Here is a 20269-nt window from a genome sequence, read left to right on the forward strand (position 1 = left end):
CTACCACCACAACGGCCCTGCCAAGCCGCTCCGGAGAGCAGCTTGGCAGGGCCGTGCAAGGGCCAGCACCTGGCCTAGCCAGCAGCAAGCAGCTGGCGTTTACCTCTTATGGTCTGGAGGGTTGACTTACCACACGCGGGCGCGCACGTTCTGGGCGCGCACCATCTTGGCATCTTCCTTACAGCCGAAGGCCTCGTAGAACTCGGGCATGTTCATGAGCGGGCCATTGGTCCGGAATTGAGCCGGCGAGTGCGGGTCGGTGAGCACCTGCTGGCGCAGGTACTCGGGGCGGGCGTTGGTGCGCCAGATCTGAGCCCAGGCCAGGAAGAAGCGCTGCTCCGGGGTGTAGCCATCGTACTTGGGGCGCGGCCCGTTGCCATACTTCTGCTGCAACTCCTTCTGCAGGGCGCTGTAGGCCACGCTCAGGCCACCGAAGTCGGCGAGGTTCTCGCCCATGGTCAGCTTGCCATTCACGTACACCGAGTCAACGGGTGAGAAGGCCGAATACTGCTCACCCACCATATCGGCGCGCTGGGTGAACTTGGCAGCATCTTCCTTGGTCCACCAGTCGCGCAGGTTGCCCTCGGCATCCGACTGCCGACCGGAGTCGTCGAAGCCGTGCGTGATTTCGTGGCCAATTACCGCGCCCATGCCACCGTAGTTCACCGCATCGTCGGCGTTCGGGTCGAAGAACGGGGGCTGCATAATGCCGGCCGGGAAAGTAATGTCGTTCATCGACGAGTTGTACGACGCATTCACTGTGGGCGGGGTAAAGCGCCACTCATTGCGGTCAATGGGCTTGCCGAACTTGCTCACGTTATCGGTGTAAGACCACTGGCGAGCGGCCAGCACGTTCTTCAGGTACGAGTCGCGCGAGATATTCAGAGCCGAGTAATCCTTCCACTTATCGGGGTAACCAATTTTTACCTTGAAGGCCGCCAGCTTTTTCAGGGCTTCCTGCTTGGTAGCATCACTCATCCAGTCAAGCTGCTGAATATGCTCGGCCATACTGGCCTTGATGTTCGTGACCATTTCCATGGCCTTCTGCTTGGTCTCGGGCGTGAAGGTTTTATCCACGTAGAGCTGCCCAAAGGCTTGGCCCATGGCGGCGTCGGTAGCCCCCAGCATGCGCTTCCAGCGGGGCTGCTGCTGCTTGGCGCCCGTGAGCACCTGCGTAAAGCGGAAGGCTTCGTCGCCGTACGCCTTGGGCAGGGCCGAGCTAACGGAGCTAACCAGCTGCCAGTCAAGGTAGGTTTTGAGGTTGGCTAGCGGCTCCTGCTTCATCAGGGTGTTTACCTCTTTGAAGAAGGCCGGCTGCCCAATGATGACCTCCTTGGCAGCACCCAGCTTGTTCTGGGCCAGCATGGTGGGCAGGCCTAGATTAGGAAACTGCTTGTTGGCCTCGGCCACCGTCATCTTGTTGTAGTTGGCGTACGGGTCGCGTAGCTCCACGCGGCTCTTGCTAGCCTGGGCCAGCCGTGTTTCAATACTCAGTACAGCCGCGGCCTTCTTGGCGGCCGTGGCCTCCGAGTCGCCCATGAGCTGGAACGTGTTGCTCATGTAGGCCACGTAGGCGTTGCGCACGGCCTTGGAGCGAGCGTCGTCCTTGAGGTAGTAGTCGCGGTCGGGCATGCCCAGCCCCCCCTGGCTCAGGTTTACAGCGTACACCGTGCTCTGCTTGCGGTCGGGGCCCACCCCGGCCCGGAAGAACGCGCCCGTGCCCAGCATCTGCTGACGAGCCACTACAGCTTGCAGGCTTTTCAGGTCGCGTGCGGCGGCAATGCGCGCCAGCTCGGGTTTTAGCGGCGTAATACCCGCCTTTTCAATGGCCATCGAGTCCATGGCGGAGGCGTAGTAGTCGCCCACTTTCTGCATGTTGCTGCCCTTAGGGGCCGAGGTGTTGGCGGCAGCATCCTCCAGAATCTGGCGGCTTACGGCATTGTTGCGGTCGGCGAGCTGCTGGAAGCTACCCCAGCGTACTTCACTGGCCGGAATAGCCGTGTTCTTTAGCCAGGTACCGCTGGCAAAGTGGAAGAAGTCGTCGCAGGGCGAAACGGCCGGGTCGATGTTGGCTACGTCCAAGCCTACCCCTTTCACCACGGGAGCCTCAGCCGCTGGGGCGGCCTGGGTGGTATCGGGGGCGGTGGCAGTGGTGGCTACGGGCTTAGAGGAGCTGCAGCCGGCTACGGCTAAACCAGCTACTGACAAAGCAGCCAGGGCTATACGCTTACGGTTTTTCATACTGAAGAAAGGAATAAGAGAATATCAAAAGAAGAAAAGCGAGCTGCCTGAGGCAACCCGCTTTTCAAACTAGTACTTACTACAGGCTTACCACACACGGGCGCGCACATTCTGGGCGCGCACCATCTTGGCATCTTCCTTACAGCCAAAGGCCTCGTAGAACTCGGGCATGTTCATCAGCGGGCCGTTGGTGCGGTACTGAGCCGGCGAGTGCGGGTCGGTGAGCACCTGCTGGCGCAAGTACTCGGGGCGGGCGTTGGTGCGCCAGATCTGAGCCCAGGCCAGGAAGAAGCGCTGCTCCGGCGTCAGGCCATCGTACTGGGGGCGGGGGTTGCTGCCGTACTGCTTCTGGAGCTGCTTCTGCAGGGCGCTGTAGGCCAGGGCTGTACCACCGAAGTCGGCGAGGTTCTCACCCATGGTCAGCTTGCCGTTCACGTACACCGAGTCAAGCGGCGAGAACGATGAATACTGCTTGCCCACCAGGTCAGTGCGCTTCGAGAATTCAGCGGCGTCCTCCTTGGTCCACCAGTCGCGCAGGTTGCCCTCGGCGTCCGACTGCCGACCCTGGTCATCAAAACCGTGGGTAATTTCGTGGCCAATTACTGCGCCCATGCCGCCGTAGTTCACCGCGTCATCGGCCTTGGGGTCGAAGAACGGGGGCTGCATGATACCGGCCGGGAACACGATTTCGTTCATCGACGAGTTGTAGTAGGCATTCACCGTGGGCGGCGTCATGCCCCACTCGGTGCGGTCAATGGGCTTACCGTAGTGGCCAATATTGTCTTTGAACTCCCACTCCCGGGCGGCCAGCACGTTTTTCAGGTACGAGTCGCGGGAGATGTTGAGGGCCGAGTAGTCCTTCCACTTGTCGGGGTAGCCAATTTTTACGGTGAAACCGTTGAGCTTCTTCATGGCCTCCTGCTTGGTGGTGGGGCTCATCCACTCCAGGGCCTGAATGTGCTCACCCATGGCCTCCTTAATGTTGGCCACCATTTCCAGGGCCTTTTGCTTGGTTTCAGGGGTGAAGGCCTTCTCTACGTAGATCTGACCGAAGGCCTCGCCCAGGGTGCCATCCGTAGCGCGCAACATGCGCTTCCAACGGGGCTGCTGCTGCTTAGCGCCGCTCATCACCTGGTTGAAGCGGAACGACTCATCCACGTACGCCTTCGGCAGGGCCGAGGCTACAGAGTTTACCAGGTGAAAGCGCATATAGGTTTTCCAGTCAGCCACGGGCTCCTGCTTCAGGGCCAGGCTAGCCTCCTTCATGAACTCGGGCTGGCCTACAATTACTTCCTTTACTGAGCCCAGGCCTACCTGGGGCAGCATGGTGGTCAGGCCAATGTTCGGAAACTGGGCATTTGCCTCAGCCACCGTCATCTTGTTGTAGTTAGCATACCGGTCGCGCAGGGCTACACGGTCTTTACTTGCTTTGGCGAGCCTGGTTTCGAGGCGCAATACGGTAGCTGCGTTCTTAGAAGCCGTAGCCGCGTTATCACCCAACATCTTGAACATGTTGGTGAGGTAGGTAGTGTACGCCGTCTGGATGGTCTTGGAGCGGGCATCATCCTTGAGATAATAGTCGCGGTCGGGCAGCGTGAGGCCGCCCTGGCCCAGGTACAGGGCGTACTCGGTGCTTTTCTTAGAGTCTTGGCGCACACCAAGACCAAATACCGAACGGGTCTGCAGCATCTGCTGGCGCACCAGCTGGCTTTGCAGGCTCTTCAGGTCCTTCACGGCTGCAATGCGGGCCAATTCGGGCTGCAGGTATTTCAGACCAGCCTTCTCAATGGCCACGGTGTCCATGGCGGAAGCGTAGAAGTCGCCTACTTTCTGAGCGTTAGTGCCTTTGGCAGCTGTTTTGTTAGCAGCCGACGACTCCAGAATCTGGCGTAGTACGGCGTTGTTCTGGTCAATGAGGGTGTTCCAGGATCCCCACGACGACTCAGCGGCCGGAATAGGAGTGTTCTTTACCCACGTGCCGCTGGCATACTGGAAGAAGTCTTCGCAGGGCGACACCGACAGGTCGCGGGCCGACAGGTCAAGGCCCACACCGGGCATCACCGGGCCTTTGGGGGCCGTTTCGGTGGTAGCGGCAGTAGCCGTAGTAGTGGTAGCAACTGAGGTGGCGGTGGCGGCCGGCGTACTGGAAGCGCACCCCGTGAGGGCAAGTCCAGCGGCGGTGCCCAAGGTTAGCAATAGGTAGCTCTTTGCAAACATGTGGAAAGCAGAGGTATGAGAAAAGTGAAGTAATATACATGAATATCACCTCTCACTTGCAAAATAAGAGGCATTGTGGCGGATAAATTGAAACATTAGCAATGTATCCGCCTACTTGTCCTACCAGATTACAGCGCGCTCGGCATCGGGCCGCACCATTTTCTGGCCCTGCTGGCACCCGAACGCCTGGTAGAACTGGGGCATGTTCATGAGGGGCCCAATGGTGCGGTACTGATCCGGAGAGTGAGGGTCGGTGAGAATCTGCTGACGTAACGCTTCGGGGCGAATGTTAGACCGCCGCAGCTGCGCCCAGCTCAGGAAGAAGCGCTGCTCCGGCGTGAAGCCATCAATAATGGGGCGCGGGCCGTTGCCGTACTGTTTCTGCAGCTGCTTTTGCAGGGCACCATATACAATGGTGAGGCCGGCAAAGTCGGCGAGGTTCTCACCCATGGTGAGCTTGCCGTTCACATATACTGAGTCGAGGGGGGAGAAGGCGGAGTACTGCTTGCCCACTATGCCGGCACGCTGGGTGAACTGCTCACCGTCTTCCTTGGTCCACCAGTCGCGCAGGTTCCCCTCCGAGTCGTACTGCCGGCCGGAGTCGTCGAAGCCATGGGTCATTTCGTGGCCCATCACGCCCCCAATAGCGCCATAGTTCACCGCGTCGTCGGCCTCGGGGTCGAAGAACGGCGGCTGCAGGTACCCGGCCGGAAACACGATTTCATTCATCGGCGGGTTGTAGTAGGCGTTAATGGTGGGCGGGGTCATGCTCCACTCCGTGCGGTCAATGGGCCCCCCAAACTTCTTGATGTTCTGCTGGTAGCTCCACTGGCGGGCGGCCAGCACGTTTTTCAGGTACGACTCGCGGGAGATATTCAGGGCCGAATAGTCCTTCCACTTATCGGGGTAACCGATTTTTACGTGTAGGGCATTCAGCTTTTTGAGGGCTTCCTGTTTGGTGGCGTCGTTCATCCAGGTGTTGGTTTGGATGTGCTCAGCCATCGACTCCTTAATGTTGGCTACCATCTGCAGGGCTTTCGCCTTGGCTTCGGGGGTAAAGGCTTTTTCCACGTACAGCTGCCCGAAGGCCTCGCCCAGGGTGCCATCGGTGGCAGCCTGCATGCGCTTCCAGCGCGCGGGCTGCTGTTTGGCTCCGCTGGTTACCTGCGCAAAGCGGAAGGCCTCGTCGCTGTAGGCCTTGGGCAGCGCCGATGGTACCGACGACACCAACTGCCAAGCCATATAGGTCTTGATATCCGCCAGGGGCTCCTGCTTCAGGAGGCTGCTTAGCTCCGTAAAGAACTCCGGCTGGCCTACAATTACCTCTTTCGCGGCCCCAAGTCCGTTTTGAGCCAGCATGGTGGGCAACCCCAGGTTGGGAAACTGCTTGTTGGCCTCGGCCAGCGTCATCTTGTTATAGCTGGCATTGGGGTCGCGCAGGGCTACACGGTCTTTCGAGGCTTTGGCCAAGCGGGTCTCAAGGCGCAGTATAGCCGCGGCCTTCTTGGCGGCGGTAGCCTCCGAGTCGCCCATGAGCTGGAACGTGTTGCTCATGTAGGCCACATAAGCGTTGCGCACGGCCTTGGAGCGAGCGTCGTCCTTGAGGTAGTAGTCGCGGTCGGGCATGCCCAGCCCCCCCTGGCTCAGGTTTACAGCGTACACCGTGCTCTGCTTGCGGTCGGGGCCCACGCCAGCCCGGAAGAACGCGCCCGTGCCCAGCGTCTGCTGGTGGGCTATTTCCAGTAGCAGCGTTTTCTGGTCTTTAACGGCGGCAATGCGCGCTAATTCGGGCTGTAAATACTTCAAGCCCGCTTTTTCTAGTCCCACAGAGTCCATGCCGGAGGCGTAGAAGTCGCCCACTTTCTGCAGGTTCGAGCCCTTAGGAGCCGAGGTGTTAGCGGCAGCCCCCTCCAGAATCTGGCGGAGCGTGGCCTGCGTACGGTCGCCGAGCAGGCTACGTGGGCCCCAGCGAGTGGCATAGCTTGGTACAGGGTTATTCTTGAGCCAGTTGCCTCCTGAGAAGCGGTAAAAATCTTCGCAGGGCGAAACGGAGCGGTCAATATCGGCCAGCACAATGCTGCGGCCCGGCACCGATGCTACAGTGGGCGCGGCGGTAGCGTTGGTACTAGAGGTAGTAGCAGTAGTAGTTGCGGGTTGGCTGGTGGCGCAGCCCGCTAGTGCTAAAGCAAAGGCGGCCGCGGCGGCTCGGCTTGGAGTATTAAGTCTTTCCATGAAACAGGTAGAAGGCGATGGGACACGGAAAAGGTCGCGCGCGCGGACATGAGGGTTGCGCGGGTGCCCCTGCTGAGGTGGCCTAGGCAAAAAAAAAGCTGCTTTCCTGGCCGGAAAGCAGCTTTACAAAACAGTCAGTAATTTTCCTTTTGGTAGTTAGCCGCCTATTTAGCAGGTTTTTTAGATGAAGGCACTATAGTAGCCGCAGCCGGACCTACTAGTTGCCCGTTGCGTACAATTACCTTACCATCAACCTCTACCGTGGCATTGGCAATTGGGAAAGAATAGGCCGTAGTCGACTCATTTTTTCCACCTAGCAGGTTGTTGTTGCCTGCTCTCACGTACACCATCCCAGCTGCAGTAGTTGGGCTGTAGGCTTTTTGCTCCTGCGCTTTCATTACCGGATTCAGCCCGATAGAGAAGTTACTAACCTGTAGAGCCGAAGGCCCGGAAGGTGCCAATAGCTTTTGGAAAGCTTCCGCCCCGGCGTCGGCGCTTATATTGGTAAACTGTCCGTTTTTTACATCAGCCTTAAGCCCATTCAATGCCTGACCATCGGGCAGGTAATCATTACCAACTACCAGTTTACCCGTCGCCGATGTTTCTGCCCAACTGCCATAAATGCGGCCGCCTGGCAGGGCAGCTGTACGGTTATAGATGAGCTTCTCCTGCTGGTCAGTTGCTGATACAATTCCATCATCCGTGAATACCGGGCGGCCGCCTAGCTCCACCATCAGGTCGGTGCCCAGCGGAGAAGTAATATGCATTTTGCGGCCAGTAGCCAATACCTGCTTTAGGCGGTCGGCTTGTTGGGCAATGGCAGTGTAATCGGCCCCAATGCCGTTCCACATCATTTGCTCGTAGCTTGCATAGTCTAGCTTTTGGGCCGCTGCAAAGGTTTTGCTGGGGTAACTCACAAACACCCCTCGCAATTTACTGGCATCAAGCTGCTTATTTATGCCTGACGCAGCAGCAACCTGGCCAAATTTAGCGCGGCGTTCCGGGCTCATTCCTGCCGTTGCTACGCGAGCATCCTCATAGGCGGGCAAGGTAATGAGCACATCTGCTAGCAGCAAGCGGTTGTTGCTTTTACTAGCTTGGATGGCCGATTCGGGCGTTTCCATATTGATGGCTCGTCCTACCTTATCTGTATTGAGCATCATATTAGGTTGCCCGCCGGCTCGTGCAACTTCAACGGCTATGGCTTCCATGAGTGGCAGCGTATGCTGCCCACCCGTAATAATGACATCGTCTCCGGGCTTTACTCCCGCCGATGTGTTCACAATCTGTTTGGCCATCTTCTCGTAGTTCTGCCCGAAGGCCGCGCCACTGTGCAAGAGTAAGCCCAATGCGCCTACTACTAGTAATCCTTGCTTCATCATTGTACTAAGGGTTAATGTGAAAAAAGACCAGCGGTCCGGAACAGCCGGCCTAGCCGACTGTTCCGGACCGCTGGTCCAGGACAGAAAGTTAGTAGGTCTGCAGATCTAAACGATTTTGTTGCACATAATACATTTTAAATATGACAATCTATTATATTATTAATAATAAAGATTAATAATGTTATAAAACTTATCAATCTTTGTGAAGCTATTAGCCGCTATCGTTGCTTGGTGCGTCTTTTTTACCTTAACAGCTAAACCAATCCCCTAACGTTACTTTACCAGAGCCTCTGCTAGGCCACTACCGGCGGCGCGGTTTAGCGCGTTCGTACTGGTCGGGCCAGGCCACATCCGCTCCTAGCTCAAAGGCCGCGTGCAGCGGGAAGTACGGGTCACGGAGAGACTCGCGGGCCAGGAGTACCAAATCAGCCTGGCCGGTGGCAATGATATCTTCGGCTTGCTGCGCGTTGGTGATGAGGCCTACGGCGCCGGTCAGAATGCCGGCTTCGCGCTTCACTTGCTCAGCAAACTGTACCTGATAGCCGGGGCCCACGGGGATTTGGGCCGCGGGCACGTTGCCGCCAGTGGAGCAGTCAATCAGGTCTACCCCTTTATTTTTCAGGAGCTTGGCCAGCCGCACCGATTCTTCGGCAGTCCAGCCGCCCTCGGTCCAGTCGGTAGCGGAGATGCGCACGAACAGGGGCAGCTCCGTAGGCCACTCGGCGCGGGCAGCTTCCGTTACTTCCAGCAGCAGCCGCACCCGGTTCTCGAAGGAGCCGCCGTATTGGTCAGTGCGCTGGTTGCTCAGGGGTGAGAAGAACTCGTGCAGCAGATAGCCGTGAGCCGCGTGCAGCTCAATCACCTGAAAGCCCGCTTCTAAGGTCCGGCGCGTAGCCACCCGGAAGTCCTCAATAACCTGCTGAATCTCGGCCAGCGTCAGCTCGTGCGGGGCGGGCTCGTTTTCCGTAAAAGGCACGGCGCTGGGCGCTACAGTGGTCCAGCCGCCCTCCGAGGCTGGCACTACTGCGCCCCCCTTCCAGGGGCTGGCGTGGCTGGCTTTGCGCCCGGCGTGGGCCAGCTGAATGCCGGCTACCGAGCCGTTGGCTTTCAGAAAGTCAGTGATGCGGCGCAGGCCTGGTATGTGCTCATCTTTCCAGATGCCCAGATCATCGGGGGTGATACGGCCTTCCGGCGATACGGCCGTGGCTTCCAGAATGATAAGCGTCGCCCCGCCTACGGCTCTGGAGCCCAGGTGCACGAAGTGCCAGTCGTTGGTAAACCCGTCCTCGGCGCTGTACTGGCACATGGGCGAGATGACGATGCGGTTTTTAAGCGTGATGCCGCGCAGAGTAAGCGGCGTGAATAGCTGAGCCATATGAAAAAGGCGAAATAAAGTTTCAGGGCGAAGTTCTGTAAACCGCTCCGTGGCAGGCAGGGTTTTAGGAAAGCTGCCAAAAACCATTTGGGGGTGCTGATGGTATGCTATGGCTGGCTACAAGCTCTAAAGCTGTTTCCCTTCCTTAGAAAGAAGGGACTAAGGGTGGTTGACATTCCTTCAACATATACCAACAACTGGTCTTAGCTCTCTCTAGTCATTGTTCCAGGCTTCATCAACCACCCCTAACCCCTCCTTGCCAGGGAGAGGGACCAGCCTTTTAACTAGGCTTAGTTAGTTCCGACCTTCTTCATAGCTCCTTCTCTCATGCGTACCATCAAGCGCCAGCACCGGGCCGTTAATGCCCCTATTGCCGACCTCGTTACCTACCGCGCCCTGCCCACGCAGTCGGTAGAGCACCTCGATCCGTTTCTGTTCCTGAACCACCACGGCCCGCAGGTGTATCCCGCGCCCAATAATGGGCTGCCCTTTGGCCCCCACCCCCACCGCGGCTTCGAGACGGTGACCTTTATTCTGGACGGCGACATTATGCACCAGGATACCGGCGGGCACCAGAGCATCATTGGGCCAGGCGGTATTCAGTGGATGACGGCGGGCCGCGGCCTGATTCACGCCGAAATTTCCTCGCCGGAGTTCAAGCGCGAAGGCGGCCCCCTGGAGATTCTGCAGCTCTGGGTAAACCTGCCCGCTAAGGATAAAATGGTGGAGCCCCGCTACATAGGCCTACAGGAACCCGAAATTCCAACCACAACCCTCGATAATGGCCGCGTGACTATCCAGGCCGTGTCGGGTAACTGGGCGGGTACGCAGGGAGCCGTGCAGCCACTGGCAGATATTCAGCTGGCTACCGTTCATTTAACGGAAGGCGGCACCCTGGAGCTGAACATTCCGGCCGAGCGCACTATCTTCTTTTACACCGTTCGAGGCCGCCTGCGCGTGAATGGGGAAGAAACCTCCGCCCGCCAGCTGGTAGAGTTCAACCACGACGGTGATGAGCTGCACCTTGAAGCCACTTCTGATGCTGTAGTCTTACTAGGCCACGCTAAGCCGTTTGGGGAGCCCATTGTGGCCTATGGCCCGTTTGTGATGAATACAGAGCAGCAGATTCAGGAAGCTTACCGCGACTACCAAGCCGGTACGTTTGGCCGCTGGACGGAATAATTCTGCGGTGGAGTAAGGTAAACACGCCGTGAAACCGTCTGTCGGGTTAAGTACTCATCCAGGTTCTCTACTGGCCTATGATAGACGGTTTCCCTTCTCCCTTGGTGGCAGAAACAAAAAGATTGCGCACAACCTTTTTGCGTCGTACATTTGTAACCAATTCTGTTACTAATAAATTTATGAACACCCGTTTCGCCGTCGCGACGCACATTCTGGCATATCTGGCCCACTCGCAGGGCCAGCCGGTGTCGTCGGAGGTGCTGGCCAGCAGCGTGGGCACCCACCCAGTGGTGGTTCGCCGGCTGATGGGCAACTTGCGCGAGGCTGGTCTGGTGCAAAGCCAGCGCGGCGCGGGTGGGGGTACCATATTGGCCCGCCCAGCGGCTGAGATTTCTCTGCTCGATGTGTTTCGGGCCGCTCAAGCCGGCGAAACCGACCTGTTTTCAGTGGGCAGCACTAACCCGAATGAAAACTGCAACCTGGGCCGGGTGATGCAGGATACCCTGGAAGGCGTACTTGGCAATGCTATTACGGCCATGCGGGCTGCCCTGGCTGCCGTTACGGTTGAGCAGGTTATGGCTGAGCTGTCTGAGAGGCTGGCGGGGCAATGCCCAGAGCACTCCGGCTAGTCGCTTTTTATTTCCGCAGAAATGTAACCACCTCGGTTACCAACTGATTTACTGACGTTTTCCTTTTTCTCCTCCGCCCGGAAGGAGTGCCCGCCAGGCCGCCCCCCGACCGACGAGCTGCTTTCAGCGAGGCCGTTTCTTTTAGTCATGAAAAAAATACTTGGCGTGCTGCTCATTGTGCTGGTAGCGTTGAGTAGTTGGGAGCTGCCACTGTGGCTGGCTCCTACCGCCACCCCAACGCCCCCGCTTTCGGCCGGGGCAGTTGCTTTACCAGGCCGCTTTGTTGCTGCCGGAGTCTCGGCTCCCCCTGCTGAGAAGGCTACTGGCCGCAGCATTCAGACCGCCCGCGCTGGCCGCGTATGGGAAGTGTACTTCACTGTTGGCCAGCGCGTGCGCAAGGGCCAGGTGCTGGTAAAGCTGGCTCACTCCCTGCAAACCGTAGAACAACAGCACCTGCAGGCTCAGATCAAACAGCAACAGGCGCTTTGCCTGCAGCTGGCAGCTACTGCCTCTGCCGACGTTGCCGCGGCCCGCACCAAACTCCAGGAACTGCAGCAGAAGCTGGCTAACACCTCACCGGCCCTGGCTTTCGAGTACGTTACGGCGCCTGAAGACGGGTTTGTTACAGGCCGCTCCGTTACCCCCGGCGACTATGTTGCCCTCGCGCAGTCGGTTGCTTCTTTCGTGACGGGCATGCCTGCCGATACCACACTGCTACTTTCCAGCGTTGAGTAAACTCAACTGCTCTTTATTCTCCCTTTTTCTTTTGCTGCCCTACCCGTTATGGAACAGCTCGTCCGCCACCAAGTGGAGCGTATGCTTCGCAAAAAGCGTCATATTCCCTCCCTCACATTTACTCCTCGCACGCGCCTGCAGGAAGACATTGGCCTCGACTCCTTTGACCTGATTGAGCTGGCTATCAACCTGGAGCACCGCTTTCATATTGAAATCCCGGACCCCGAACTGGAAACGCTGCGCACCGTGCAGGACGTGCTCAACTGCGTAGATACCCACCTCAGCCCGGCCAGCGCCTCTTACTAGGCTATGCCGGCCACCTGAGTAGCTACCGCTCAGCAGCCAGTGCACTGCTGCCCTGCCTGATCCTGTACGGGGCTGAGCGGCCCGGCTGTACTGGCCTAGCCAAGTAAAAGCCCCACTAAGCAATTGCTTGGTGGGGCTTTTACTGTCTGGCACTTACTACTTCGAGCTGCTAGGCCACGTGGGCTAGCGGTTCCGGAATTTCTGCACTTGCAGCAGTTGCTGGCCACGCAGCAAAATCCGGATGCCTTTGTTTCTGAGCGAGTAGCTCACCTCGCGGGCCTCCTCTTCGTGCAGTCGGGTCCGGAGAGCACCCAGCACCTCCTGGTATGATAGTACACCTTTCACTACCAAGCGGTTACGGGCCTCCAGTACGGGCAGCACATCCACGTTGGCCCGCGCCATGTGGCTAATGGCGGTTCGGAGGGAGTCGGTGGCCAGCACGGGTGTGGGGTGCTGCCGAATGAGAGTATGAAGCGGCGCGCTGAGGTTAGGCTGGTGGGCATAGATTTCAACGAAGCTTACCAGCCCCTGAAAGCGCCCTTCGGCATCTACTACCACAAAGTGCGTCGGGATTTTACTGGTCTCCTGCTTGGCTAGCCACTGCCGTACTTCGCCCACCGTATTCTCGGCACTAAGCGTGAGCCCACCGGGGCGCAGCACCTGCCCAACGGTCAGCTTCTCCAGGGCATCGGGCTCATAGGAGTAGGGCGTGTGCACACCCCGGCGGGCCATGCTTTCAGTCATGATGGTATGATCCATCAGAAAGTACGACACCACGTAGGCCGCCGTGCAGGCCCCCAGCAGCGCTACCAGCGCGTACGACTGGCCCGTTAGCTCAATACCAAACACCACGGAGGTCAGCAGCGCCCGGGATGCTCCCGCAAAAAGCGCCGACATGCCCACCAGCGCGGCCAGAGGCAGCATTACGCCGGCCTCGGGCCACACCTGCATAATGAGGCCACCCAGCAGGGCACCCGCCGCAGCTCCCACCGTGAGCAGCGGAGCCAGCGTACCACCCGACGTGCCACTGCCCAACGACAATGACCAGGCCACCAGCTTAAAGGTGCCGAGTAACAGCACTGTTTGCATGGGCCATGAGCCCGATAGTAGCCCCGTGATATTGTAGTACCCTACTCCCAGCACCTGCGGCACCACGTAGGCCGCCGCACCTACTGCCAGGCCACCTAAGGCGGGGTGCAGCACCCAAGGGAGTGGTAACCGTGCAAAAGCTTCTTCGAGCCAATGCAAGCCTTTGGTAATACCCACCGCCAATAGGCCTACCGCCAAACCAATAGCGCTGTAAGAGGCCAGGGCCATGTTGCTGGGTGTGGTTACATGAGGCATGGCAAATTCAGGCCCGGCCTCAAATAACAGATGGTGCCCCGCAGCCCCCGTCAGGCAGGCCAGGGCCACCGGAATTATGGAGCGCGGCGAAAACTCAAACAACAGCAGCTCAATTGCCAGGAATATGCCGGCCAGCGGGGTCCCGAACACGGCCGTCATGCCGGCCGTGGCCCCGGCCGCCAGCAGAATTTTGCGCTCAGTGTGGGTGATGCGCAGCAGCTGCCCAATGTTGGAGGCAAAGGCGCCGCCGGTGGCAATAACGGGGCCCTCAGCCCCGAAGGGCCCGCCCGTACCAATGGAAATAGCCGCCGACAACGGCTTCAGGACCGTGATAATGGGCCGAATCCGGCTTTGGTTGGTGAGCACCTGCTCCATGGCCTCCGGAATACCGTGCCCCGAATGCCGCGCGCGCCATACAGCGCCATAAGCCCTACCAGCAGCCCGCCCGCGGCCGGCACCGCCAGCACCCAGAGGCCTAGCGTGTTGTCGGCGGGGCTGCGGTTGGCCAAGGATAGCTCCCCGAAAAAGGCCAGGTTCGTGACGGCATGAATCAGCAACACCAGGAGCTTGCCCAGGCCGCTAATGATGGCTCCTACCAGCACCGCCAGCAGACTGAGCAGCAGCAGGCGCGTTTTATTGGGGCCAGAGTGGGGCCGCATATGGGCGGCTTCTAGGGTTGGGGTTAGGGAGGGGGAAACCGGGATACCGGTGTCGGGGGCGGGTGAATTCATGGGGCAGCAACAAATCTATCCCGGCGGGCCCGCTCACCGGCATCGCGTCGGAAAGAAAGGTAGGTCTTGCAGCACGGTTGTGAGGTGCCCCGGGATATAGACAACACCCTATACGAACAGAAAGTCCGCGACGGTTCCTTTTTTTACGGAGCGGTGCGCCAATCTTAGCTCGTAACTGCTTATGATATAAGCGCTACCGCATTTGCTGCAGCCACGCAACGGCGGCAGCCTCATCAATAAAACGCTCCCCCATAAACGGTCGTCCTGCCAGGGCTTCTGTCGTAGGAAAGGCAGAATCTCCCTCGGGGTCGCGCAGAATTACGGGGGCCAGCAAGTAGGCCAGGTGCGTGCGCCCACCCAGCCGTGGGGCCACGGTGGGCAGAAACTCCGTTACCATCCAGTGGGCCCCTTCCCGATCCGTATTGTAGCGCCGACGTACATCTATCAGCCACTGCCGGCACTGGTGCCGCTCGGCGGCTTGCAGCAGCAGGTAATAGCCCTGGCACATCTCGCTGAAGCTTACTTGCCGCATCCAGCGGCCCACGAGCACCTCTAAATCGGGGCGGTAAGAAATGGTGAGGTAATCGGGCTGAACTTCAGACATCTGATGAGGGCTTGGGCGCTAAACAAAGGTAGAGAATCCGGCTTCGGAACATGGTGCGCCTCCTGGCTGTTTATCGCCTTCCTTCACATACTCCCGTATATTCCGGCGCCTATGATTCCATTAATTGCCTACACTCCCCGCCTGACACTGGTAGCTGCCAGCCGTGCATTACTCACCGCTGAGCTTACCAAGCCTCAGTATTTCCCTGTTCTGCTGGGGGCCGCCATGCCGGCTCACTGGCCTCCGGGCGAGTATGATGAGGCCGCTATGCGCTTTTTTCTAGAGCAGCTTACGCTGGGCGGCAAAACCGCGGCGGGCTGGTATGGCTGGTACGCCATTCTGCGGGCCGGCGCAGAAACGCCCACAAACGTGCTGGTAGGCACGGGAGGCTTTCATGGCCCGCCCTCCCCCGATGGAACCGCCGAACTAGGGTTCTCCATCTCCAATGATTGGCAGGGCCGGGGCCTGGGCACCGAGCTGGCCGCCGGTCTGATTACCCACGCCGCGCAAACCGGTATGGTACGGCGCCTGACAGCCCGAACGACCCTGGAAAATGCGGCTTCGCAGAAAATACTGGTGCAGAACGACTTCGTTGCCGGTTCCCTGGACATTGAGGGCTACCTGCATTTTGAGAGGAAGGTGGAGCCAGTAGTAACCAACAGCTAAGTAGCCTGGAGCCTTCGAAAACCTCCGGAACGGAAGCTACTCGGGGCGGTCGGCTTTGTACTGGGGGTACTGAGGGTTCATTTTTACCATGGTATCGCGCAGCACCTCAGCCACTGCGTAGGCCTTATACCAGTTCTGGTCGGCGGGGATGATGTGCCAAGGGCAGCTGGCGGGGCTGCAGTGCTGGAACACATCTTCGTACACATCGCGGTACTGGGGCCACTGCTGCGCTTTTTTCTCGTCGCCGGCCTCGTACTTCCACTGCTTGCTGGTGTCGGTTACGCGCTCTTCTAGGCGCTCCCGCTGCTCCTTCTCCGATACGTGCAGGTAAAATTTGAGCACAGTGGTGCCGGCCTGCTGCAGAAGTTTCTCAAAGGCATTAATAGCCGTAAAGCGGCGCTTAGCCTCCTCCGTGCTAATCAGGCCAGCAACCCGGGTAATCAGCACATCCTCATAGTGAGAGCGGTTAAATACCTGGATCATGCCCCGACGGGGCGTTTGCTGGTGCACGCGCCACAGAAAGTCGTGGGCCAGCTCCTCAGCGGTAGGCTCTTTAAACGAGTGCACCTGCACTCCTTGGGGGTTGATACCGCTAAACACCCGCCTGATTAGGCCATCTTTCCCGCTGGCATCCATACCCTGCAACACTACCAGCACGCTCTGGCGGTTTTCGGCGTAGAGGCGGTCCTGCAACTCAATTAGTTCTTGGCGCATGCGCTTTAGCTGCCGGTTTGCCTGCTCCTTATTGATGGAGTGCGGGGCCCGCGTGGGCAGTTTGGTCAGGTCGTAGGCGGAGGCGGGGCGGGACATAAGCAGGATGAGTGAGGCGAAGTGGAGCAGGGAGTGAGGCCCAGAGAAACTGCAGGCAGCAGGCTACCTGCTTTCGGGGGCGGCAGGGTCGGGGGCCAGCTCGGCACTGGGCCCAAGGGCGGCCAGAGTTAAGGGGCCTTCTGATACGTAGCGCAGCTGCGCGGGCAGGCCAGCCGCGTGCAGGTCTTGCACCAGGCCCTCGCCGGCTACTTCTGGCTTAAACGAATCGGTGGTGGTAGTAACCACCGTAACCGGCCGGTTGGGCAGAGCTGCCAAGGTGGCCTGGCGGTTTATTTCAGTAGGGAAAATGGAGGCGTAAAGCACCAGCCGGTCGTAGGGCACGTGGCCGGCGGCCAGCCACTGGCATGCCGCCGCGGCTCCATGCCCATATCCCAGCACCGTGACGGGGGTGTTGGGGGGGCAGGCCGCCAACAACTCCGTGGCCAGGCCATTGAGGTAAACCGTCAGGTCAGTCAGGTCAGCTTCAATAGAATCTGGGGCAAACCAGCTGGCTACGGTGTCGGCGGCTTCAGGGGTGGTTTCCAGGGCCGGCAGGGCATAGCGGGAAAGGCCTTCGGGTAGCACCAGCAGCCGCTCCGGCGTATCGAGGTTTACTAACTGGTTGGCAAAATCCTGCAACGACTGCTCGCGGCCGTGGAGGCAAAACCAAATGTGCTGAATGCCGGGCCCGGGCTCACCGAGGCTGATGTAGCGAGCCGTGCGCGGGGTAGTAAAAAACTGTGGTTGCATAGGCCATATACTAGTACTAGCCCTATATACGCAACCAAGGTAAAAGCGACGGTTCAGCTACCAAGGTGCCCTTGGCTCAGTGGCCTAATTGAGAAAAAACAGACATTATGGCTGCTAATTTTGCCTTAAACGGCCTCTCTTACCGCCATTATGGCTGCAAAACAGGCCTATACTGGGTTATCCGCTGTTGGTACAGGGTTTGTAATACACCATACACAACCTAAGAAAGGAACTTCACCATGAATCTTATCAGCAAGGACTTCATTCACAACATTGCTCCGCAGCTCGACTTACTCAATACGTTGGGTGGTGGTGTTGCGCAGGCAATGATGCGCGTGGACAAGCGCGAGAAAGGCGTAGTGGTACGAGTGGGCCTGCCTTCTGTGAGCCCCGATAACTTCCACGTTCTGCTTCAGAATAACACTCTCACGGTGTACGCTGAGTACCGCCACACGCCGGAAGATCAGCTGTCGGCACCTATTTTCAGCCACTCCATGCAGCTGCCGGCTAACCTTGACCCCAACCGCGTTGATGCTGTGTTTGAAGGCAACGAGCTTCAGATCCGCATCCCCTTCCGCGACCCGGCTCAGGCCCGCGAAATTACCATTAAGCAGCGCTAGGCCACTCAGCCGCTGCTCATATGGCCGGGACCGACCGGCCCCCATGGTTCCACCAGCCACTGCTAGCCGCAGTGGCTTTTTTATTGGCCCTCAGATTGAGCCAGCTCCCTTGGCTTCTGATGGCCGCAAGACCAGCGAAGCGCGAGCCGCTGCTCAAGTAACCTGGGTTACCTGAGCAACGGCTCGCGCTTCGCTGGTTTGTAGGGCAAAGAGGTGAGCTTATCTATATCGTCTGCACCCGGGTAGTTCTAAAAAACGGATCATTCTGTGATTAGCTGAACAAAGGCCACAGCAGCAGGAACCCGGTGAGCAACGACAAGTAGAACCAGCCCATGAGCTGCCCGCGGTGGCGCCGGGGCATACGGTTGCTGAGCACCAGCACCGCCACCACATCTAGCGCCAGGTGCAGCAGCAAAAAGACCACCGTTTTCACCCAGTTGCTCACAATGGTATTTTCTGGCTGCATCTGATCTTGCATGCCCAGGCCGGAAGTAGCAAACCGCAGCACTTGATAGGCCACTATCTCAAACAGCAGAAACAAGCCAAATCCGGCCAGTAAAGCCAATGGCCCCGTTTTCTTAGTGATTTCAGCCATGTGAGGTGATGAAGTTATGGGGTGATGAGGTGATGGGATAAAAGGGAAGTAGCTGCTACAAGGACTGGGTTGGCGTGGTGCAGTGTGGTAGTTTTCTGGGCCAGCACCGCACCTAGGCCGCGCCGAACAACTTTGGGGCCTGGTATCCCTGAGTAGTCTTGGCTGCAGAGGTTCTTCAGGATACGGTTTCACTTCATCTCCTTGTCACTCCACTATTTCTTCTTCAGCACTTCAGCGGTGCGGGTTTGAATGTAGAGTTCCTCTACTTTTGCCCGCGCCCAGGGTGTACGGCGCAGAAAGGTGAGGCTGGACTTGATGCTGGGATTCACGGCAAAGCAGTTGATACGGATACGCTGGTCTAGCCCGGGCCAGCCGTAGTGGCCTACCAAATACTCCAGAATCTGGGCCAGGGTAATGCCGTGCAGCTCACGAATCAGGTGCCCCGATTCGTCGCGGGCATCGGCTGGGTTAGTTGGGTTGGCCATGAAAAACAAGTAACTAGTGGCCTACGAAGGTCCGGAAAAAGAGCGGTTTTTCTGCGCTCTTTGCCCAGACCAGGCACCAGAAGACGCCGCCAGCACGTTACCTTTGAGATGCCGACGCTTATGAAGACCCTTCGCCGCCCTGTCACCCGTCGCCGTGCTGCCTCCCGGCGCCGGCCCCTGCTGCTGGCTTTGCTGGTAGGCCTGCTGGGCCTGGGCCTGTTCTACGGGCACTACCGCCGGCAGATAAACCGCTACGCCCGCCGCGCCTACGCCAGCTGGCGTAGCGACCACCTTACGGGCCTCGAAAAAACGCCCCTGCTGGCCGGCTACAGCGTACACGGCATTGACGTATCGGCCTACCAGGGCCGCATAGACTGGCCGAAGGTGGCGAGCCATAACGTTCGGTTTGCCTTCATTAAGGCCTCGGAGGGCGTTACCCTGCGCGACCCACGCTTCCGCCGCAACTGGGAGCAGGCTCATGTGGCTGGCATCTACCGGGGCGCTTACCACTACTTCCAGCCCAACTACGATGGTGCCCGCCAGGCTAACCTGTTTACGCGCCTCGTGCCCCTGATGCCCGGCGACCTGCCCCCCGTGCTGGATGTGGAGCACCCCCAGTTTCATGATGTGCACAAGATGCGCCAGGGCATTGCTACCTGGCTGCGGCTGGTGGAGCGCCACTACGGCGTACGGCCCATTCTGTACTCCAACTACAGCTTTTACCGCCGTTACCTGGCTGGCCACTTTGATGAATACCCGCTGTGGCTGGCGCACTACGAGGTAGACCAGCCCAAGCTGCCCCGCAACAAGTGGATTATCTGGCAGCACTCTGATGAGGCCTACGTGCCCGGCATCAAAGGCACCGTTGATTTCAACGTATTCCAGGGCAATTTCCGGCGCCTCCTAGACCTACGCATTCCGCCTAAACCAGCCTCCTCGGCGTCCAGATAACTCTTTGGCCTATGCCCACTTTGCTTTTACTACGGCCGTTGTTGCTCGCTCTGGTTAGTGCCTCGCTCGGCATGCTGACGAGTTGCGCGGGCGGCGCCGAAACGTTTACCCAATCGGGCAAGGCCTCCTTCTACGCCGACAAGTTCAACGGCCGCAAAACAGCCAGCGGCACCACTTACCGGCCCAATAAGCGCACCGCCGCCCACAACACCCTGCCTTTTGGCACAGTAGTGCGCGTTACCAACCCGCGCAACCACCGCTCCGTGAAAGTCACCGTCACCGACCGCGGCCCTCACGCTAAAGGCCGCGTGATTGATCTTTCCAAAAAGGCCGCCCGCAAAATCGGGATTATCGATGCCGGCGTGGCGCCCGTGGAGCTCAAAGTCCTACACCGTAAGAAGGGCTAGGCCAGTA

At 58.8% G+C, this 20269-nt stretch carries 20 protein-coding genes; 8 read left to right on the forward strand and 12 right to left on the reverse strand.

What is annotated here, in order from left to right; genetic code table 11:
* Window positions 1–126: 126 nt before the first annotated feature.
* The 5 genes from HMJ29_RS06800 to namA all read right to left on the reverse strand — a co-directional run bounded on the left by HMJ29_RS06800 (window position 127) and on the right by namA (window position 9447).
* Entirely contained in the window at window positions 127–2241 is a 2115-nt protein-coding gene (locus HMJ29_RS06800; RefSeq protein ID WP_171590769.1) for a M13 family metallopeptidase, read from the reverse strand.
* A gap of 87 nt (window positions 2242–2328) precedes the next feature.
* Window positions 2329–4458, reverse strand: a complete 2130-nt coding sequence (locus tag HMJ29_RS06805) for a M13 family metallopeptidase (RefSeq protein ID WP_171590770.1) — start codon at window positions 4456–4458, stop codon at window positions 2329–2331.
* Window positions 4459–4578: 120 nt separating this feature from the next.
* Entirely contained in the window at window positions 4579–6690 is a 2112-nt protein-coding gene (locus HMJ29_RS06810; protein WP_171590771.1) for a M13 family metallopeptidase, read from the reverse strand.
* A 164-nt stretch (window positions 6691–6854) separates the two neighbouring features.
* The gene (locus HMJ29_RS06815; protein ID WP_171590772.1) at window positions 6855–8072 is read right to left on the reverse strand and encodes an aminopeptidase; all 1218 of its coding nucleotides are present in this window, start codon (window positions 8070–8072) and stop codon (window positions 6855–6857) included.
* Between the two features lie 301 nt (window positions 8073–8373).
* Complete coding sequence (gene namA, locus HMJ29_RS06820) at window positions 8374–9447, reverse strand: NADPH dehydrogenase NamA (protein ID WP_171590773.1); 1074 nt, start codon at window positions 9445–9447, stop codon at window positions 8374–8376.
* Between the two features lie 327 nt (window positions 9448–9774).
* On the opposite strand from namA, the gene HMJ29_RS06825 reads away from it, so the two are divergent.
* The 4 genes from HMJ29_RS06825 (at window position 9775) to HMJ29_RS06840 (ending at window position 12299) form a co-directional block, all read left to right on the forward strand.
* A complete protein-coding gene (locus HMJ29_RS06825) occupies window positions 9775–10629 on the forward strand; it encodes a pirin family protein (protein WP_171590774.1) in 855 nt (284 codons plus the stop codon).
* Between the two features lie 179 nt (window positions 10630–10808).
* Window positions 10809–11258, forward strand: a complete 450-nt coding sequence (locus HMJ29_RS06830) for an Rrf2 family transcriptional regulator (protein ID WP_171590775.1) — start codon at window positions 10809–10811, stop codon at window positions 11256–11258.
* A gap of 147 nt (window positions 11259–11405) precedes the next feature.
* A complete protein-coding gene (locus tag HMJ29_RS06835; RefSeq protein ID WP_171590776.1) occupies window positions 11406–11993 on the forward strand; it encodes an efflux RND transporter periplasmic adaptor subunit in 588 nt (195 codons plus the stop codon).
* 48 nt (window positions 11994–12041) lie between these two features.
* Window positions 12042–12299 (forward strand): phosphopantetheine-binding protein, encoded by a 258-nt coding sequence (locus HMJ29_RS06840; RefSeq protein ID WP_171590777.1) that lies wholly within the window; start codon window positions 12042–12044, stop codon window positions 12297–12299.
* 183 nt (window positions 12300–12482) lie between these two features.
* On the opposite strand, the gene HMJ29_RS06845 is transcribed toward HMJ29_RS06840, so the two are convergent.
* From HMJ29_RS06845 to HMJ29_RS06850, 3 genes are all read right to left on the reverse strand, one after another.
* Entirely contained in the window at window positions 12483–14018 is a 1536-nt protein-coding gene (locus tag HMJ29_RS06845) for a chloride channel protein (RefSeq protein WP_216634097.1), read from the reverse strand.
* Window positions 13964–14374: a hypothetical protein gene (locus HMJ29_RS20320; protein WP_216634098.1), complete on the reverse strand. Its 411-nt coding sequence runs from the start codon at window positions 14372–14374 to the stop codon at window positions 13964–13966. Before HMJ29_RS20320 ends, HMJ29_RS06845 begins: the two co-directional genes overlap by 55 nt.
* Window positions 14375–14567: 193 nt before the next feature.
* Complete coding sequence (locus tag HMJ29_RS06850; RefSeq protein WP_171590778.1) at window positions 14568–14978, reverse strand: hypothetical protein; 411 nt, start codon at window positions 14976–14978, stop codon at window positions 14568–14570.
* A gap of 111 nt (window positions 14979–15089) precedes the next feature.
* On the opposite strand from HMJ29_RS06850, the gene HMJ29_RS06855 reads away from it, so the two are divergent.
* The gene (locus tag HMJ29_RS06855; RefSeq protein WP_171590779.1) at window positions 15090–15644 is read left to right on the forward strand and encodes a GNAT family N-acetyltransferase; all 555 of its coding nucleotides are present in this window, start codon (window positions 15090–15092) and stop codon (window positions 15642–15644) included.
* 36 nt (window positions 15645–15680) lie between these two features.
* On the opposite strand, the gene HMJ29_RS06860 is transcribed toward HMJ29_RS06855, so the two are convergent.
* Together HMJ29_RS06860 and HMJ29_RS06865 are read right to left on the reverse strand one after the other, a co-directional pair.
* A complete protein-coding gene (locus tag HMJ29_RS06860; RefSeq protein WP_171590780.1) occupies window positions 15681–16454 on the reverse strand; it encodes a PPK2 family polyphosphate kinase in 774 nt (257 codons plus the stop codon).
* Between the two features lie 63 nt (window positions 16455–16517).
* A complete protein-coding gene (locus HMJ29_RS06865; RefSeq protein WP_171590781.1) occupies window positions 16518–17204 on the reverse strand; it encodes a hypothetical protein in 687 nt (228 codons plus the stop codon).
* A 239-nt stretch (window positions 17205–17443) separates the two neighbouring features.
* Here HMJ29_RS06865 and HMJ29_RS06870 point away from each other — a divergent pair, with 239 nt between their 5' ends.
* Window positions 17444–17824, forward strand: a complete 381-nt coding sequence (locus HMJ29_RS06870) for an Hsp20/alpha crystallin family protein (RefSeq protein ID WP_171590782.1) — start codon at window positions 17444–17446, stop codon at window positions 17822–17824.
* A gap of 271 nt (window positions 17825–18095) precedes the next feature.
* On the opposite strand, the gene HMJ29_RS06875 is transcribed toward HMJ29_RS06870, so the two are convergent.
* Together HMJ29_RS06875 and HMJ29_RS06880 are read right to left on the reverse strand one after the other, a co-directional pair.
* Window positions 18096–18419: a hypothetical protein gene (locus HMJ29_RS06875; protein ID WP_171590783.1), complete on the reverse strand. Its 324-nt coding sequence runs from the start codon at window positions 18417–18419 to the stop codon at window positions 18096–18098.
* A gap of 212 nt (window positions 18420–18631) precedes the next feature.
* Window positions 18632–18904, reverse strand: a complete 273-nt coding sequence (locus HMJ29_RS06880; RefSeq protein WP_171590784.1) for a VF530 family protein — start codon at window positions 18902–18904, stop codon at window positions 18632–18634.
* Between the two features lie 120 nt (window positions 18905–19024).
* Between HMJ29_RS06880 and HMJ29_RS06885 the strand changes: the two genes are divergently transcribed.
* Together HMJ29_RS06885 and HMJ29_RS06890 are read left to right on the forward strand one after the other, a co-directional pair.
* Window positions 19025–19855 carry a glycoside hydrolase family 25 protein gene (locus tag HMJ29_RS06885; RefSeq protein ID WP_171590785.1) on the forward strand — a complete coding sequence of 277 codons (831 nt, stop codon included), beginning with the start codon at window positions 19025–19027 and terminating at the stop codon, window positions 19853–19855.
* A gap of 11 nt (window positions 19856–19866) precedes the next feature.
* Window positions 19867–20262 (forward strand): septal ring lytic transglycosylase RlpA family protein, encoded by a 396-nt coding sequence (locus HMJ29_RS06890; RefSeq protein WP_171590786.1) that lies wholly within the window; start codon window positions 19867–19869, stop codon window positions 20260–20262.
* Window positions 20263–20269 lie beyond the last annotated feature (7 nt).

Origin of the sequence: Hymenobacter taeanensis (assembly GCF_013137895.1) — a bacterium.
Classification (GTDB): Bacteria; Bacteroidota; Bacteroidia; order Cytophagales; family Hymenobacteraceae; genus Hymenobacter; species Hymenobacter taeanensis.